The sequence below is a fragment of the Fructilactobacillus sp. X2R1C3 genome, from assembly GCF_059901425.1.
Genome location: NZ_JBWXUW010000004.1, coordinates 140,507 through 156,030, shown reverse-complemented (window position 1 = coordinate 156,030; position 15,524 = coordinate 140,507). Strand labels below are relative to the sequence as shown.

The window sequence follows — 15,524 nt, the reverse complement described above, 5'->3', positions numbered from 1 at the left end:
AAACGCTTACTCTTAAAATAGAAATCATTTTAAACGAAGTGATTGATAAGGAGATGTCTGATATGACTGAAAAAGCAACTTCAACGAACAAGATTATCAGTAACTTAACCAGTAAATTTCAGGATTTATTTAAACAAAAACCAACCAAAGCGTACTTTGCACCAGGCCGGATCAACTTAATCGGCGAACACACCGACTATAACGGTGGACACGTCTTCCCGTGTGCCATCAGCCTGGGAACGTACGCGTTAGTGACACCCAGTAGCGACAACAAAGTCCAAATATACTCGGAGAACTTTCCCGACACGGGCGTGAACTCATTTGACCTTGACGACCTGAACATCAACAAAGACGACGGCTGGATTAACTACCCGAAGGGAATGTTTAAGGCCTTTTCTGACAAGGGTCACCAACTGGGCAATGGCTTCAACATTTTAATTTACGGCACTTTACCGGATGAGTCGGGACTATCATCTTCCGCTTCCATTGAGATGTTATTTGGCAAAATCCTAAACGACCAGTTCGATGACGTCTTCTCGGGACCAGAACTAGCCAAACTCGGCCAACACGTGGAAAACACCGACATCGGTGTAAACTCTGGCATCATGGACCAGTACGCCGTTGATATGGGAAAAAAAGACACAGCCATCTTGCTGGACACCAACACGATGAAGAGCGAGTTCGTTCCGATTAAACTTGGAAACGACAAAATTGTCATCATGAATACCAACAAGAAACGGGGACTCAAAGATTCCAAGTACAACGAACGCCGCCAAGAATGTGAGGACGCTCTAAAACTCGTCAATCAGGTGGCCGACTTCTCGTCATTTGGTGCTATGTCCAACGACGAATTTGATGAGTACACCTACACCATCAATAACGCGACCCTGTTGAAACGAGCACGGCATGCCGTTTCAGAAAATCAACGAACTTTAAGGGCCGTCAAAGCCTTGCGTAACAATGCCATTGCTGAATTTGGTCGCTTGGTGAACGCTTCTCACATTTCCCTCGAATACGACTACGAAGTTACCGGACCCAACCTTGACACATTGGTGCACGAAGCCTGGAAGAACGGTGCGATTGGTGCTCGAATGATCGGAGCTGGTTTTGGTGGTTGTGCAATCGCTATCGTGCCCGCCGACCAGGTTGACAGCTTCACCAAGAACGTTGGTGACACCTACAGTTACCGCTTCGGTTACGACGCCGACTTCTACATCGCTAACATTTCGGACGGTCCAAAGGAAATTCAGATTTAGGTAGGTAAACACAATGAAAAACTTAGTTGAACACTACGCGGACCAGGTCATTGCGACTGGTCAAACGTATCGGCCAATGGACCGCACGTACCTAATAAATTACTTGTATCACCTGGTGGGCGAAAAGAACGTGACCAGTTCCAACTCGTCCGACAAACTGCTTGAGACGGTCAACCAGTTAATCGACGTGGCTATTCAAAATGGTCAGATTGAAGACACGCTCAAAAACCGTGAGCTACTAGAGGCGGAATTGACCAATCTCTATACGCCACTTCCAAGTGCTGTCAACGACCACTTCTGGAACTTGTACCACGAAGCGCCAGAACGGGCCACGGACTATTTCTACCACCTCAGTCAACAAAACAACTACATTAAGACCGCTCGCATCAAGAAGAACCTGCACTGGGACACTGACACCAAGTTTGGTGAACTCGAAATCACGATTAATCTGTCAAAACCGGAGAAGGACCCTAAAGACATTGCAAAGGCCGGTCAGAACACCCACTTTGGTTATCCAGAATGCAACCTGTGCGCCCAAACCGAGGGTTACTACGGCAACTCGCAAATTCCAGTACGGATCAATCACCGCATTATCGACGTCTTGATTGGTGGAAAACCGTGGGGCTTTCAGTATTCGCCCTACGCCTACTTCGACCAGCACTGCATCTTTTTAGATGACGTCCACGAACCGATGAAGATTAGCGCGCAGACTTTTTCCAACCTGATTGAAATCGTTTCGATGTTTCCTGCGTACTTTATCGGGAGTAACGCGGACCTGCCAATCGTGGGTGGTTCGATTCTGAGTCACGAACACTACCAGGGCGGCTACCACACTTTCCCGATGATGAAGACACAGACCCGTTTCACCTTTGACCTAGACCAGTATCCAGACGTTAAGGCCGAAGTCTTAAACTGGCCGATGTCGACGATTCGACTGACGGGACCTAACAAACAGGATTTGATTAACTTCGCCGGTCACATTTTAAAGAAATGGCGCAAATACTCGGACCCAGCCGTTGACGTGCGCGCTGAAACGAACGGGACACCGCATCACACGGTCACACCAATTGTTCGCATGAACGAACAAGGGCAGTTTGAGGTCTACGTGGTCCTGCGTGATAACCAGACGTCAAAGAAGTATCCCGATGGCATTTTTCATCCCCACGCCGAATACCAGCACATCAAGAAGGAAAACATTGGCCTGATTGAGGTGATGGGCCGTGCCATCTTACCCGCGCGCCTGAAACCCGAATTGGCGGAGGTCAAAAAATATTTACTTAATCAGCCCAACGACATCGCCGACTACCACGTTCCATGGGCCAATCAACTTAAACAAAATTACCAACTCAGTCCCGACAACGTCCAAGACGTGATCGACAAAGAAGTCGGGATTACCTTTATGCACGTCTTGGAAAACGCCGGGGTCTTTAAACTTAACGACCAGGGAACCGCGGCGTTTCAAAAATTCATTCATACACTTTAGGAGGTTATTATTATGAATTGGCTAGCGATATTAATTGGTCTAGGACCGATGGTCGGTTGGGGACTCTTCCCCACGATCTCATCGAAGATTGGTGGAAAACCCGCCAACCAAATCTTGGGTGCCACCCTTGGTACCTTAGTCTTTGCGGTTGTTCTATTCTTCATTGAAGGACTGGCCTTACCCGGTTGGATCAGTACAACCTTCGGGATTATTTCCGGACTTGGCTGGGGATTTGGTCAAATCATGCAGTTTAAGGGTTTTAAGTTAGTCGGATCATCACGAGTAATGCCGATTACCACGGCTCTCCAGCTGATTTTGACGTCACTTTGGGGTGTCTTTGTTTTAGGCGACTGGACCGGCATTATCGGAAAAGTCTTAGGATTTATTGCCTTAATCATCGTAATCCTCGGTGCTACTCTGACTGCTTGGGTACAAAATCCCGAAGCCACCAATAAGGGTGCTTTAAAGAAAGCCACGATTTTTCAGGTCATTGGTGCCTTTGGATACTTAGTTTATTCAGCCGCTCCACAGGTGGTCATCATGCCATCAATGAAATCGTTGTTGCCAAGCATGCAGGCCATGGACGGGAATCACGCATTTCTCCCTCAGGCCATCGGAATGGTACTGTGTGCCGTCATCTATGGTTTATGGAACCTAAGAGACGAGAACGTCTTCATTCAATCCGTTTCATACAAAAACATCCTGGCTGGATTATCGCAAGGTTTCGGTATGTTAATGTACTTAATCTCGGCACAACCCGACATGAACGGTCTGGCAACCGCCAACGTTCTTGGTCAGTTAGCCGTCCTTGTCTCCACTTTGACCGGAATCTACTTCTTACATCAGAAGAAGACGCCAAAGGAAATGACTCTGACCTACCTCGGGTTAGTGCTCATCGTCTTTGCTTCGGCCATTACGGCATTTATTTAATTAAATTGAAATGGTATCATAGAAGTAACGAGGCTCCCTGCGTTAGTGGGAATGGCACCATCTTGTCAATGTCTCCACATTAGCGAGACCTATAGTACCAAAAAGGCTGAAACCAATTGGGGTTTCAGCCTTTTTATATGTTTTTATGAATAAAAAAGAGTTCATCAGCGACAAGCCGACGAACTCTCGATCATCAATCCTACCAAAAATCGGTGACCATGTGTTATTTACATTTATTATTATAACCCAACTTAATAATAAAGCAATTATACTGTATAATAATTAAAGCGAGCAAATGCACTACCAAAAATCTAAATGCGCTCACTGGTGACAATATGTGTGTTATTTACAATTTATTATCGTATCTATCACGATTAGTACTTTATCACATTTAATCATTCGATTAATTGATATATTATTTGACCGTTTAAACAGACACGATAATTAAAAAGTGCAGCTTCCTAAATGGAGGCTGCATTTTTTAATCTTAAGTATAAAAAAGAGTTCATCAACTTATAGTTGATAAACTCAATCCCATCAACCCTATTAAATCGATGAGCAGATTACATAATCTTCATTAATTATTATACAACATAATTATTTCAAATGATTCGTTTTTCCATTCTTCAACTGCTTCCTCGAATGTTCCAAGAATTTCAAACTCTCACCATTTCCTAAGACAAACAGATTTTCGATCATATTATCATATTTCTTTTTTGAAATGAGCACTGCCGAATCACCATTCTCACAATGAATGGTAACCTCTTCATCGTCCTTCATAACCTGATCCATGTATGTTTCAAAGTTCACTTTGAAATTATTACAATTAACCACTTTCATGTAGTATCATCTCTCTTCATACGTAAAAAATGAAATTTTTATAGTTATGATTATACCATATAGAATAAAAAGTAAAACTAAAAAGAGTGCCTTTTAAAAAGACACTCCCAAAACTCGTCAAATGCTGACTAAAATTAATATTCTCTTTTAATCTTAAATCTCGTTCTTAGACTTACCCGTCGGCACCATTTCATGAAAATTATCGTAGCTAACGGTAATCATATCCGTCAAGGCTGGTTCCGTAAAAGAACCAACGTGTGGCGTCACAATGGCGTTTGGGTATTTCTTCATCAGGCTAACAACTTCCTGGTTCTTAATATCGTCGACGCCTTTGAATTCATGTCCAAAAATGTTGGCTTCATCAATTAACACGTCGGCACCGTAGCCACCTAATGTGCCGGAAGCAAGAGCCTTATCGACGGCTTTTAGATCCACCACTTGACCACGAGCGGTATTAACCAAAATGGCATCGTCCTTCATTAAATTAATTTGAGCGGTACTGATTAAATCATCAGTTTCACCCTTAATGTATGGAACGTGCAGCGAAACAATGTCAGAGCGCTTCAATAGTTCATCAATGGGAACGTATTCATCGATTTCAGGAGCGTCAACCTTGTGACCGTCATTAGCGAGCACGGTCGCACCCATCCCACTATACAAACTAGCTTCAGCACGACCAATGCGACCCGCACCAATAATTCCAACGGTACTGGAATGAATCTCACGACTAAAGTACGAATCGTTGACGATAAAATTGCCGTCGTGAGTGGCGTTGATTTCGGAAGCTACTTTGCGAAACAGACTCATTCCGAGAGTCATCGCCAGTTCGGCCACAGCGTATGGCGAATATCCGGGAACGCGAGCGACCTTGATACCAAGTTCTTTAGCAGCCTTCAGGTCGATGTGGTCGTATCCAACCGTTCGCGTAAAGACATGCTTAATGCCCCAGTCGGCAAATTTCTGTAAATTTTCTCGGTCAGCCAGACAATTTCCACGAACTAACACTCCATCTGAGCCTTTGGAATCGATGGCATTGTCGCGATTTAACATTTCCGAAACCAGGTTCAATTCATAATCGTATTTATTTAAATCTTTGAAGTAACTGACTTCAACGGGACGCACCCCGTACGCAGTAATTTTGAACATTTTATCACCCATTATTTGATAATCACCGAGTTATTGATGACTTCCAGCAGCGCAATCCAAATCGGCATCATGATCACTGACAGAATGGTCGACAAGAACGATGCATTCGAAGCCAAGACCGGATCCCGATTGAAACTAATTGCGTAAGCCGAAGCGACCGTAGCAGTTGGGGTTGCCATCATGATGACAATCGTTGCGATGGCCACGTAGCTCATTGGCATGATGCCCAGCATTGAGAGAGCAGTCAACGCAATCAGGTTGAACAATGGCACGATGATGACCTTATTCCAACTGTAGTACCAAGAAAGCTTGTTGGAAGCGGCCTGCTTGAATGAAATCGAACCTAGAGTGACACCGATTGATAACCAAGCCAGTGGAGATGAAAGCTGAGCCAGGTAACTTAACGGTTTCCAAAGCCACAAGGCGGTTTGGTCAATGCGGTAAAAAGCCACACTGCTGGTACCTTTGCCAGGAATACCGTTCAACATCGTTTGGACTGTTACATGTGGAACATAATTCTGTCCCAACCACAGGAAAAGTCCTAAGAAAGTGGCAATCACAACCGGATTTAGGAACATTTTCTTGATGTTCTTCATTTCCATCTTCAAACCTGACATTCTGATGTAGGCGTATGAATAAAGGAAAACCCGGTAACCAATGTTAAAAATGGAACTGTACATAATTCCCTTGGGTCCAAAGACCGCACCGACAATTGGAATTCCAAAGAAAGTGGTGGAACCAAACGTCGTCAAAATTCCCATGACTTCTTTTTTATCCTTGTCTTGCTTGGGATAAAGCAGTGGCGCAACGAAAATCAAGATGATGTAGATGATGAAGCCCCACAGCAGGACGTTCATTCCTTCTTTCAAGGTATCATCGTTGATTGGCTGCATGAATGAGTTCAGTGCCAAAGCTGGAATGGCGACGGTTAATACGACCTTTGACAACATTTTCCCGAATTTATCGGTAAAAATGTTCTTCTTACGTAAAAAGAAACCCAGTAAAATAATAAAAATCGTTGAGGTGATCGAACTAATGATTCCCGCATTAGTGACGGTCTTCTCAATTGCTTGCATAACGTTCATGAACGTTAACCTCCAAGTAGAATATTATCGTACGCACAGCAAAGTACGTAAAAATGAAATTTTTCACGATAATAATTTTACCATAGGGAATAAATGAGAAACAAGAAGATGTTTATTATTTGTCTCTAATCCATTTTGACTTCTCAGCATATAAATCATCATCAATACCATATCTAAATTCTATAACCAAAATACAAACACATGTAATCATCACCACAAAAATAGACAAGTTAACAATATATAAAAACATTCTTAATAATAAATGTGACATACTTCTTAAAGTTTCAGGGCAAACGTTGGGTTTAAGAAACAAATAGAAACCACCAAGTAAAATACCAACTATTATCGAAAACAACACAACACCTTTAAAATATATTATTGGATTGGTGGTATATTTATGCAAATTAACCATATTATCAAAAACTTTACCTAAGTAATATTTATACAATTGCAATCCAACCGATATAGTTACTAAATAAACAAACATAGTTACTATAACGTTCTCACTATGAGAATATGGTTCTAACATACTAGCTAGAAAAACAAACAAAAATAGACAACTCTGAATACCATTTATTACACTTTGACTTTTCAAATAACAATTTTGCAGATAATCATGTTCTATCTTTCTTACTCTTAATCTACTCATATTACTGTCATTTGTAATAGAAAGTAATTCTTTTGTATTTTCATTTGGCCACATCGGCTTAAAAGACAAAAAAAATCTTCCTATGCATTTATTATTACTTAAGTAATAACTCAAATAAACATACACAACTAAGACGTTACAACATATCATTACTAGAAACGCAACAACAAAAGAGGATTTAAAATGTTTAATCTTACAAATAATATTAAGAAAAATAAGTAAATAAGGAATTAAATTCAAAATGGCTGACAATAATGAAAATAAATTACTCGTTTTATTTCTAGTATGTCTATGAAAACTGTAACGTAAATAAATGCCATATATTACGAAAATTATAATAGCTATTATAAGAATCACACATGTGCTTAAACTACTCAAAAAATACATCATCATTAGTATGAAAGAAATGAGTGAAAAAGATAAATCCCATAATGATAAACATAATTGTGAATTTTTCATATTTCTAACATTCCTACTTTTCATTTTAATTACCCCAATTAAAGCATTTTATAAAAAAAAGCCCCACCACAGGGCTCTTCAACAACTATTTCATTTCCGCTTTCTTATCCTTCTTCTCCATTCTCATCTTTTCCTTATGCGTCTTCTTATGCTTCATCTGGAGATGTGAAGTTATCTCTCGATGATGCAACATATCCAACTGGTTGTTTGACGAGCAGTAGAACGCGATAAAGAAGATCAGGGTTGCAAGCAGTGCGTACACGGCTCTTCTAAAGTACTTAATGAAGACCGTCTGATCCCAACTGTAGTGTTTACCTAAAGCCACGACGAAGTAGCGAACCAGGTAGTAGACAAACAGGACGAAGGCAATCACAAAGCCAGCAACCGACAAAATGTTTCTGGTGGCAACGGCAAAAGTTACGACAGCAACCAAAATACATAACATGAAGACAAAGTATTTAAAGCTCTTGATATAACTCTTATCGTCAGCCCGACCGCGATTCGTCCAATACAAATCCCCCGCAATGATTAGGGCAATCACTGCGATAATCAACAAAATTGGCTTAAACATCTAATTCCTCCTTTAAATTTTATCTCCCAGGACACAATTTAAACTGTGAATCAGCATCCCAATTACCATCATATACATTGAGACCATACTGAAACCCATGGCTAACACCACGAAGGTTACGATCCAAAAAACAACTAAAAACCAGTTAACAAATCCCTTAAAACTCATAATTTCATCTCCGATATCCTCTTGTGATTGCCTTAATTTTACCATTAAATCACCGTAAGCTGGGGAATTTGCTCAAGTTTTTACATCACCGATTGCCTACAAAAAAAGAGCTCTCAATGAGAGCTCTTTTTCTTACTTATTAAAGTTTAACATCGTATTTGTCGAAGAAGTCCTTGAGTGGTAACAAGCCTTCACCACCATATTCTGCGAAGAATTCTGGTAATGTGTAAGTCTTGTTGTCATTCTTGTCCTTCTTGTAGTTTGGACTGATGGTTTCAACGATTTGGCCATTTTCAATCTTAACGATCAAATCTTCAACTGGGAGACCACGGTCTTGGTTAATCTTAGCGTCAATCAAGAATGGGTGACCAGCTTTGGTAACCTTAACGGCTTTGTCGAACGCTGCAGGAAGTTCAGAAACGCTGTGAACCGTGATGGCGTCAACGCCCATTCCCTTAGCGATTAATTCAAAGCTTTGACCCTGAAGTTGAAGTCCGAAGAATTGCATTGGTAAGTCTTCTTGTTCACCCTCGATGAAACCGAGGTCTTCGTTTGAGGTAACCACGTTGATAACTGGAAGTTGATACTTCGTCAAAGTTACTAGGTCTTGGATAACCATTGAAAGTGCACCGTCACCGGCAATGTTGAAGACTTGACGATCTGGGTAAGCCTTCTGAGCAGCAATTGCGCCAGGAAGTCCGGAACCCATCGTTGCGAATAATGCGGAGATGACCCACTTGTTAGTTGGTTGAATGTCCAAGTATCTGAAACTGTTGATGATGTTGTCACCAACGTCGATTGAGAAGACGGCGTCCTTGTCAGCTACACGGTTGATTTGTTTGTAGATTGGAGCAACTGGCATGGTTGAGTTAGCGTTGGTAATGGTGTCCTTCAAGTGCTTACCAAAGTCCTTGAATTCGTCCATGAAATTACCACTGCTTTGGCTTTGTTCGTCACTGCCAATGTTTAACATCTTGTGAATGTACTCCATCCAGTTAGCTTGGTCAGCAACAGCGGCCTTGTAGAATGGACTTGGAGCAACCTTTTCACTTTGAGCCAATGCCTTGTCAACAAATGAACCAGCGTCAGACCAGATTGGGAGGTCAACTTCGTGGTGACGACCAAGTTGGATTTGCGAATCGTCAACTTGGATGTAGGCGAATTTGTGACTTGCGTAAACTGATTTAGCGAATGGGAAGTCACCACCGATGGCGATTACTAGGTCGGCGGTACTCAAGATTTCGTCAGCGGCCTTTGATGCGGCACGGTTGGCGGTTCCTAGGTTAGCTTCGTAGTTAGCGTCAACGTAGCCTAAGGCTAAACCATCCATGATAACTGGAATCTGGAGTTTCTTTGAAAGTTCGATTAACTTGTCGCCGTTCCCCTTGATTCCACGACCAACGTGAAGCACTGGACGTTTAGCGTTCTTAATCATCTTAAGAGCTTGATTTACTTCGTCATCGGTTGCGACTGGTTCAGGAGCTGGCTTGTCGTAAGTCTTTGATGCAGAACTGTATGGAACATCTGGGATTTCTTCAAAACCGAAGTCATTTGGAATAACAACTACGGCAACACCCTTGTTAGCGTATGCTTCGTGGATCGCACGATCAACAACGTGTGGCAAGCTTTCAGGAGTCATTACGATCCGGTCATAAACCGAAACGTCAGAGAACATTGGGGTCTCTGGAAATTCTTGGAAGTAATTATAGTTCATGTTGTCATGACCAACTTGACCAACGATGGCAAGCACTGGAGCGTGGTCTTCTTTAGCGTCATACAAACCGTTTAGTAAGTTGACCGCACCAGGACCAGCGGAGCCAAAGGCAACTCCGATTTTACCAGTTAGTTTAGCGTGAGCAGCGGCCGTTAAAGCACCAACCTGTTCGTGTCGAATTTGTACGTAATTAATGTTATCTTTTTCTTGATCGAGCGCAGCAAGCGTTGAGTTAATGGAACCACCAGGGTATCCATAAACGTCCTTAACGCCATATGATTCAATAACTTTAAGCATTGCTACTGCTGCAGGGATTTTCTTTACATCTGTCATAATTTCTTCCTCCCAAAAGTACTTAATTCTTTTGTTGTTCCTAATATACTCCCATATGAAAACGGTTGCAATAGAATTGCTTGGTTAATTTATTAAGTATTCCTAACGTCAAATATTAAATTATCAAATGGCAAGAAATTCCCAATTTAACGGCATTTTAAGCGTGTTATTAGTTATCTTTTGGCGCGTCATATGTAATAATACTAGTAAGGAGGTGAATATCATGAACTTTTCTGGATTAGTTGAAACTGGCGACGGTCGTTTGATTAACGTAAACAACGTTAACTCAATCCATCCCCGCGAATCAGAAGGTAACATCATTTCATACCAAGTTACCTTCAACAACAATACTACTGAAGAAATCGATATCGATGCTTTTGAAGCCCTTAAGAATATCGCTTTGAACAAAGATAACAAGTAGGATTGGCAATACTTAGAAAAAACAGGTCAACTGTGAGGTTGGCCTGTTTTTGTGTGGAATAAGTTTCACGTGAAACAAAAATCCCCCAAACATTTGGAGGATTTGATCGTATTTTTAGACACAGTGTTCAATTATTTCTCAGGAATTTCCCACTCATGGTCCTGATTATGTTTCTTCATGTAGTTCATGAACTGCTTGGAGTTGTAAGCCTTCTTGACGTCTTGCGCCCACTTGGTGTGCTCATTCTTCTTGTTTACAACGGCCAGCAGCATGTACTGACTCTGTGGATTTTCCTTCAGCAGCATTGAACTTGCCGGAATCTTAGCTCCGTATGTGTCAGAACCAGGAATGATGGCGTAGTCCACGCTGTTTCTGGAACGTGGTTCGTTGGCCGAATCCATTTCGTCGAACTTCAGGTCGTACTTGTTGTCGATGATATCATTCTTAGTGGCTTTGATGGGGTCAACACCCTTCTTCAACTTAATCCAACCGGCTTTTTCCATTACCAGAAAAGCCCGTGACATGTTGGATGGATCGTTTGGAATGGCAACCGTGTCACCTTTCTTGACGTCCTTTAAACTATGCTTTTTAGCGGGGTAAATCCCAGTTGGAATCGTTGGCACCTTGGTCAAGGCAACCAAGTTCCCGTGATTTTCCTTGTTAAAGTTGTTCATGTAAGCGCCGTGTTGTTCAACATTTAAGTCAACCTGACCCTGGTTTAGCGCCATGTCAGCGTTTAGTAAGACGGAGAATGACTTGTTTTTCACCCTGTAACCGTCTTTTTCAAGAATGGGCTTGATGCCCTTCATGAATAGGTCACTGTAAGGACCGGGTGAACTCGCCAAAGTAATGGTTTTCTTGTTTGACTGTGGAGCATGGGCCTTCTGATACGGCCGGTACACAAACGTATATCCAAATAAAATCACAATAATTGCGACTAATGCGGTAATCCAATATCTCTTCTTCATCCTATTTCTCCCTTTCAACTAAATAATCCTGCAACTTTAAAGCTGAGTTATAAAACCATTTCACACCCGTCATCAAACCGTCGTCATTGACGACCAAGTTAGAATGATGGAGGCCAACGTTTGCGCCACTGCCGACTTCCGCAAAAACACTGGGAATCTTGTCGGTGTAAAACGCAAAGTCTTCACCACCAGGAGTCGGCGGTACGTCAACTAGTTTAGCGTAACCTTGGGCGTCATCTGCTAGGATTCCGGCTAACTCATCATCATTCTTGAGGACGCGGGGACCCTCGATCCACTCAATGTCTGCGTTTAACCCGTAAGTTGCGGCTTGTCCTTTAACGATTTGGTAGAATTTCGACTTCGCCATCTGGGCGTCATCTTCAGAAAACGTCCGCAACGTCCCTTCAAACCGGGCTTCATCGGGAATGGCGTTCCAAGTAGAACCACTCTCGATGTGAGTCACGGATAGAACGCTGGGCTGCAACGGATCGATGTTACGGCTAACAATTGTCTGAAGTGACGTAACTGTGTTTCCCAGTCCAACAATTGGGTCCACGTCCTGGTCGGGATGAGCGGCGTGACCACCTACTCCCTTAAAGGTTACCTTGAACTGGTCGACGGCGGCATCCTGAACGCCACCACTGACACTGATTTCTCCCGCCTGAATGCTGGGCTCATTGTGAAAGCCAACTATGACGTCAACTCCGTTTAAGGCACCAGATTCCAGCACTTCTTGGGCGCCGACGTGAGTTTCCTCGGCCGGTTGAAAGACCAACCGCATTCGACTGGTTAACTGCGACTGATGTTTAGCTAGTAGGACGGCCGCTCCGAGTAAGGACGCCATATGAAAGTCATGACCACAAGCATGCATTACCCCGGCGTTTTCGGACGCAAAGTCCAAGTCAGTGTCTTCGTTAATCGGTAACGCGTCGATATCAGAACGGAGCGCAATTACCCGTTCAGTACTTCTGGGGCCAATTTCCGCAATCACGCCAGTTTTCAGGCTACTCGGTGTAATAACGCGGTATCCTAATTGATCTAAAAAGTTGGTAATGAACTTAGTGGTCTCAAACTCCTGGTCCGACAATTCGGGATGACGATGCAGAAAGTGCCGAATTTCCTTTAACTGACTAAATAACGTGGGACTTTTAATTTTACTAACGCTTTTACTCTTCATCTTGTAATCTCCTACCTACATAAATAATGTAATAAAAAAGGACCAGTTGGACTATCATCAAGTTAGCCTAACTGATCCTTTTTCTCCACGTAAATAGAGTAGATTAGTATATTCGATTGAGTTGGAATTCACCAATCTCAGCTAGACTAACAAAATGTTGTATCTAACTGAGCACAAAAATTACTACACTTAGATACAGGCGTTTGATCAACACCCGCATCTAAAACTACGAACGCTGACCTACATGTAACAAGTACAGCAACAGTAAGTATTTTGATAGTTCGTAGTAATCGTTGTCATTGGTTTCATCCCTTTCGTATTTTTGTCAATTTAAACACAGAAATCGCGAGTTGTAAAGGATAAAGTTCACAAATTGCTTAATCTTGTTTTGCTTTTTTCAACTTGCGATGCTTCAGATACAACATCACCGCAATGGTCACGGGAATGGTCAACACCACCCCAATGGCGGAAATCAACGTCATGATTAACTCCGACGCGAAGATTTTGTCGTTCATGACCATACCAATACTGTAGTGCAGGCGCGCAAACCAGATGAATAAGCCAACTAGTTCCCCGTAAAAACTAAAGAACAAGGTGTTAAAGGCCGTTCCAACAATTTCCTTTCCAATCGAAACCCCGATATAACTGAAGTCCTTATCAGAAATCTTGATGTTGTGGTCCTGAATCTCAACTAAACCAGTTGCCATGGCAACAGCCGCTTCGGCCACCGCTCCCAGGCAACTCAGAATCGTCATCGCACACGAAATGTTCAGGAACTTCACCCCAATTAAGAGTGACATTCCCTCCAAATCCTCGGTATTTTCGGGTCCAAAGCCTTGCACCTGCGCCCAGTGTTCCACCGGAATAATCAATGCAATTACGATTGCCACCACGATTAACGAGGTCACAAACGCCACGTCGGCGTTTCGGCCCTGCTCATTACCGAAGTAAATCGTGATGACCAGGATGATAACGGCGTTAACCAGTGTGACCCAGAGATACGGAATGCCAAACGCAATCAAAACCACGGACATGAAAACCAGGCCGAAGTTACACAGTAATCCAATGAAGGCCACGAAACCCTTGGAGCCCCCTGCCAGCAGCATTGCGAGAAAGAGAATGATTAATAAGACGGTCATGGTACTCATTTGATCACCTTCGTTTCACAAAGCACACTCGCAATCAAGCTGGTAATTGGCACCGTCAGCGTGATTCCAATCGCACTAATCAAACTCTGAATGATTCCAAGTGACATAATCATTGAGAACGAGTAGCCCCAACTATTGCCGTTTCTTAAGAACAGCACCATCATTGGGAAGGTCCCGGCCACAAAGATCAGGAACAAAACGTTAATCAGCGGTCCCATGATTGACCGTCCGATGTTTTGGCCGTTCTTTAAGAGCTTTAAAAACGAAAGACTGTGGTCTTCCTCATAAACCGCAAACAGACTGGACGTGATGTCCGCTGAGAGGTCCATGATGGCCCCCAGCGACCCAATCATACAACCGACGAAGTAGATTGGCAGTCGTTGCTGAGTCACGTAGTCCATCATCTCAAAGTTCATGCCCCGTTCGTGTGTCACTGACAGCACAATGAACGCAATCAGAATTGCGACCGCGGTTCCTAGAATTGTGGACGAAATCGTTACGACCGTCTCTTTTGACATCCCGAAAATCAGGATGGCGGTGACAATCGTAAAAATGATCGACAAGATGGCAAACAAAACGAACGGATTGAAGCTCGTCCCCACGTCAATTGAGACCGCCAAAAAGAACAGGACGGCGTTGATGATGATACTTAAAAGCGCCATGGAGCCACTGAACTTCAGAATCACCAGCAACAGCATCACCGTGAGCCAGATTAAGAAGACGACCGCGGTGTCCCGCTTAAAGCCGTTGATCAGAATCGACGAGGGCTTTAAGTTCTTGTTGGCGACGTGGATAAAGACCTGTTGGCCGGCATGATACTTCATGTCGGTCGCCCCGGACCCAGAATACTGGTTGTTGGCGCTAATCGTCTTGCCCTTGTATTCTCCGTTTAAGACCTTGAGGGTCAGCTTTTGATTTTCTTGGTAATCATGATTCTTAAATTCATCAGTCTGTGAAGTTCGCCCGTAGTTATGCACGTTTACGACTCGAGCCACCGTCTGTTTGTACATCGGTGCGTCGAAATGAGTGAACGTCACGGCGACGATCCCCGAGATCAGCACCAAGACGATGGCAAGCCAACGAATCTTTAGCTTTGGATGGATTCGTTTCAAATTCTCATCCCCTAATTATTTACGTTCAGTGTATCATACTAAAATTAAGTTTCGCTAAACTTAC

15 protein-coding genes are annotated in these 15,524 nt (G+C 42.9%); 4 read left to right on the top strand and 11 right to left on the bottom strand.

Going from position 1 to position 15,524, the window contains the following annotated elements; all coding sequences use genetic code 11:
* The first annotated feature begins 62 nt into the window (after positions 1 to 62).
* The 3 genes from AC6UDD_RS05820 to rbsU are packed head-to-tail and all read left to right on the top strand — an operon-like array spanning position 63 to position 3,669.
* A complete protein-coding gene (locus AC6UDD_RS05820; protein WP_500719567.1) occupies positions 63 to 1,256 on the top strand; it encodes a galactokinase in 1,194 nt (397 codons plus the stop codon).
* Positions 1,257 to 1,269: 13 nt separating this feature from the next.
* The gene (gene galT / locus AC6UDD_RS05815) at positions 1,270 to 2,739 is read left to right on the top strand and encodes a UDP-glucose--hexose-1-phosphate uridylyltransferase (protein WP_500719565.1); all 1,470 of its coding nucleotides are present in this window, start codon (positions 1,270 to 1,272) and stop codon (positions 2,737 to 2,739) included.
* Between the two features lie 12 nt (positions 2,740 to 2,751).
* Positions 2,752 to 3,669, top strand: a complete 918-nt coding sequence (gene rbsU, locus AC6UDD_RS05810) for a ribose/proton symporter RbsU (RefSeq protein ID WP_500719563.1) — start codon at positions 2,752 to 2,754, stop codon at positions 3,667 to 3,669.
* A 597-nt stretch (positions 3,670 to 4,266) separates the two neighbouring features.
* On the opposite strand, the gene AC6UDD_RS05805 is transcribed toward rbsU, so the two are convergent.
* From AC6UDD_RS05805 to AC6UDD_RS05775, 7 genes are all read right to left on the bottom strand, one after another.
* The gene (locus AC6UDD_RS05805; RefSeq protein WP_500719560.1) at positions 4,267 to 4,509 is read right to left on the bottom strand and encodes a type II toxin-antitoxin system Phd/YefM family antitoxin; all 243 of its coding nucleotides are present in this window, start codon (positions 4,507 to 4,509) and stop codon (positions 4,267 to 4,269) included.
* Positions 4,510 to 4,662: 153 nt separating this feature from the next.
* Positions 4,663 to 5,655, bottom strand: coding sequence for an NAD(P)-dependent oxidoreductase (locus tag AC6UDD_RS05800; protein WP_500719558.1), 993 nt, complete (start codon positions 5,653 to 5,655; stop codon positions 4,663 to 4,665).
* 11 nt (positions 5,656 to 5,666) lie between these two features.
* Positions 5,667 to 6,740 (bottom strand): AEC family transporter, encoded by a 1,074-nt coding sequence (locus AC6UDD_RS05795; RefSeq protein ID WP_500719556.1) that lies wholly within the window; start codon positions 6,738 to 6,740, stop codon positions 5,667 to 5,669.
* Between the two features lie 115 nt (positions 6,741 to 6,855).
* A complete protein-coding gene (locus tag AC6UDD_RS05790; RefSeq protein ID WP_500719554.1) occupies positions 6,856 to 7,458 on the bottom strand; it encodes a hypothetical protein in 603 nt (200 codons plus the stop codon).
* 475 nt (positions 7,459 to 7,933) lie between these two features.
* Positions 7,934 to 8,419, bottom strand: coding sequence for a hypothetical protein (locus AC6UDD_RS05785; RefSeq protein ID WP_500719551.1), 486 nt, complete (start codon positions 8,417 to 8,419; stop codon positions 7,934 to 7,936).
* Positions 8,420 to 8,431: 12 nt separating this feature from the next.
* Positions 8,432 to 8,587, bottom strand: a complete 156-nt coding sequence (locus AC6UDD_RS05780) for a hypothetical protein (RefSeq protein ID WP_500694168.1) — start codon at positions 8,585 to 8,587, stop codon at positions 8,432 to 8,434.
* A gap of 139 nt (positions 8,588 to 8,726) precedes the next feature.
* A complete protein-coding gene (locus tag AC6UDD_RS05775; protein WP_500719549.1) occupies positions 8,727 to 10,634 on the bottom strand; it encodes a thiamine pyrophosphate-dependent enzyme in 1,908 nt (635 codons plus the stop codon).
* Between the two features lie 223 nt (positions 10,635 to 10,857).
* Here AC6UDD_RS05775 and AC6UDD_RS05770 point away from each other — a divergent pair, with 223 nt between their 5' ends.
* Positions 10,858 to 11,055 (top strand): hypothetical protein, encoded by a 198-nt coding sequence (locus tag AC6UDD_RS05770; protein ID WP_500694170.1) that lies wholly within the window; start codon positions 10,858 to 10,860, stop codon positions 11,053 to 11,055.
* 131 nt (positions 11,056 to 11,186) lie between these two features.
* Here the strand turns inward: AC6UDD_RS05770 and AC6UDD_RS05765 are convergent, their stop codons facing one another.
* From AC6UDD_RS05765 to AC6UDD_RS05750, 4 genes are all read right to left on the bottom strand, one after another.
* Entirely contained in the window at positions 11,187 to 12,023 is an 837-nt protein-coding gene (locus AC6UDD_RS05765) for a MetQ/NlpA family ABC transporter substrate-binding protein (RefSeq protein WP_500719546.1), read from the bottom strand.
* A 1-nt stretch (position 12,024) separates the two neighbouring features.
* Complete coding sequence (locus AC6UDD_RS05760) at positions 12,025 to 13,200, bottom strand: amidohydrolase (RefSeq protein WP_500719543.1); 1,176 nt, start codon at positions 13,198 to 13,200, stop codon at positions 12,025 to 12,027.
* A gap of 377 nt (positions 13,201 to 13,577) precedes the next feature.
* A complete protein-coding gene (locus tag AC6UDD_RS05755; protein ID WP_500719541.1) occupies positions 13,578 to 14,348 on the bottom strand; it encodes a YibE/F family protein in 771 nt (256 codons plus the stop codon).
* Positions 14,345 to 15,460, bottom strand: a complete 1,116-nt coding sequence (locus AC6UDD_RS05750) for a YibE/F family protein (protein WP_500719538.1) — start codon at positions 15,458 to 15,460, stop codon at positions 14,345 to 14,347. Before AC6UDD_RS05750 ends, AC6UDD_RS05755 begins: the two co-directional genes overlap by 4 nt.
* Positions 15,461 to 15,524 lie beyond the last annotated feature (64 nt).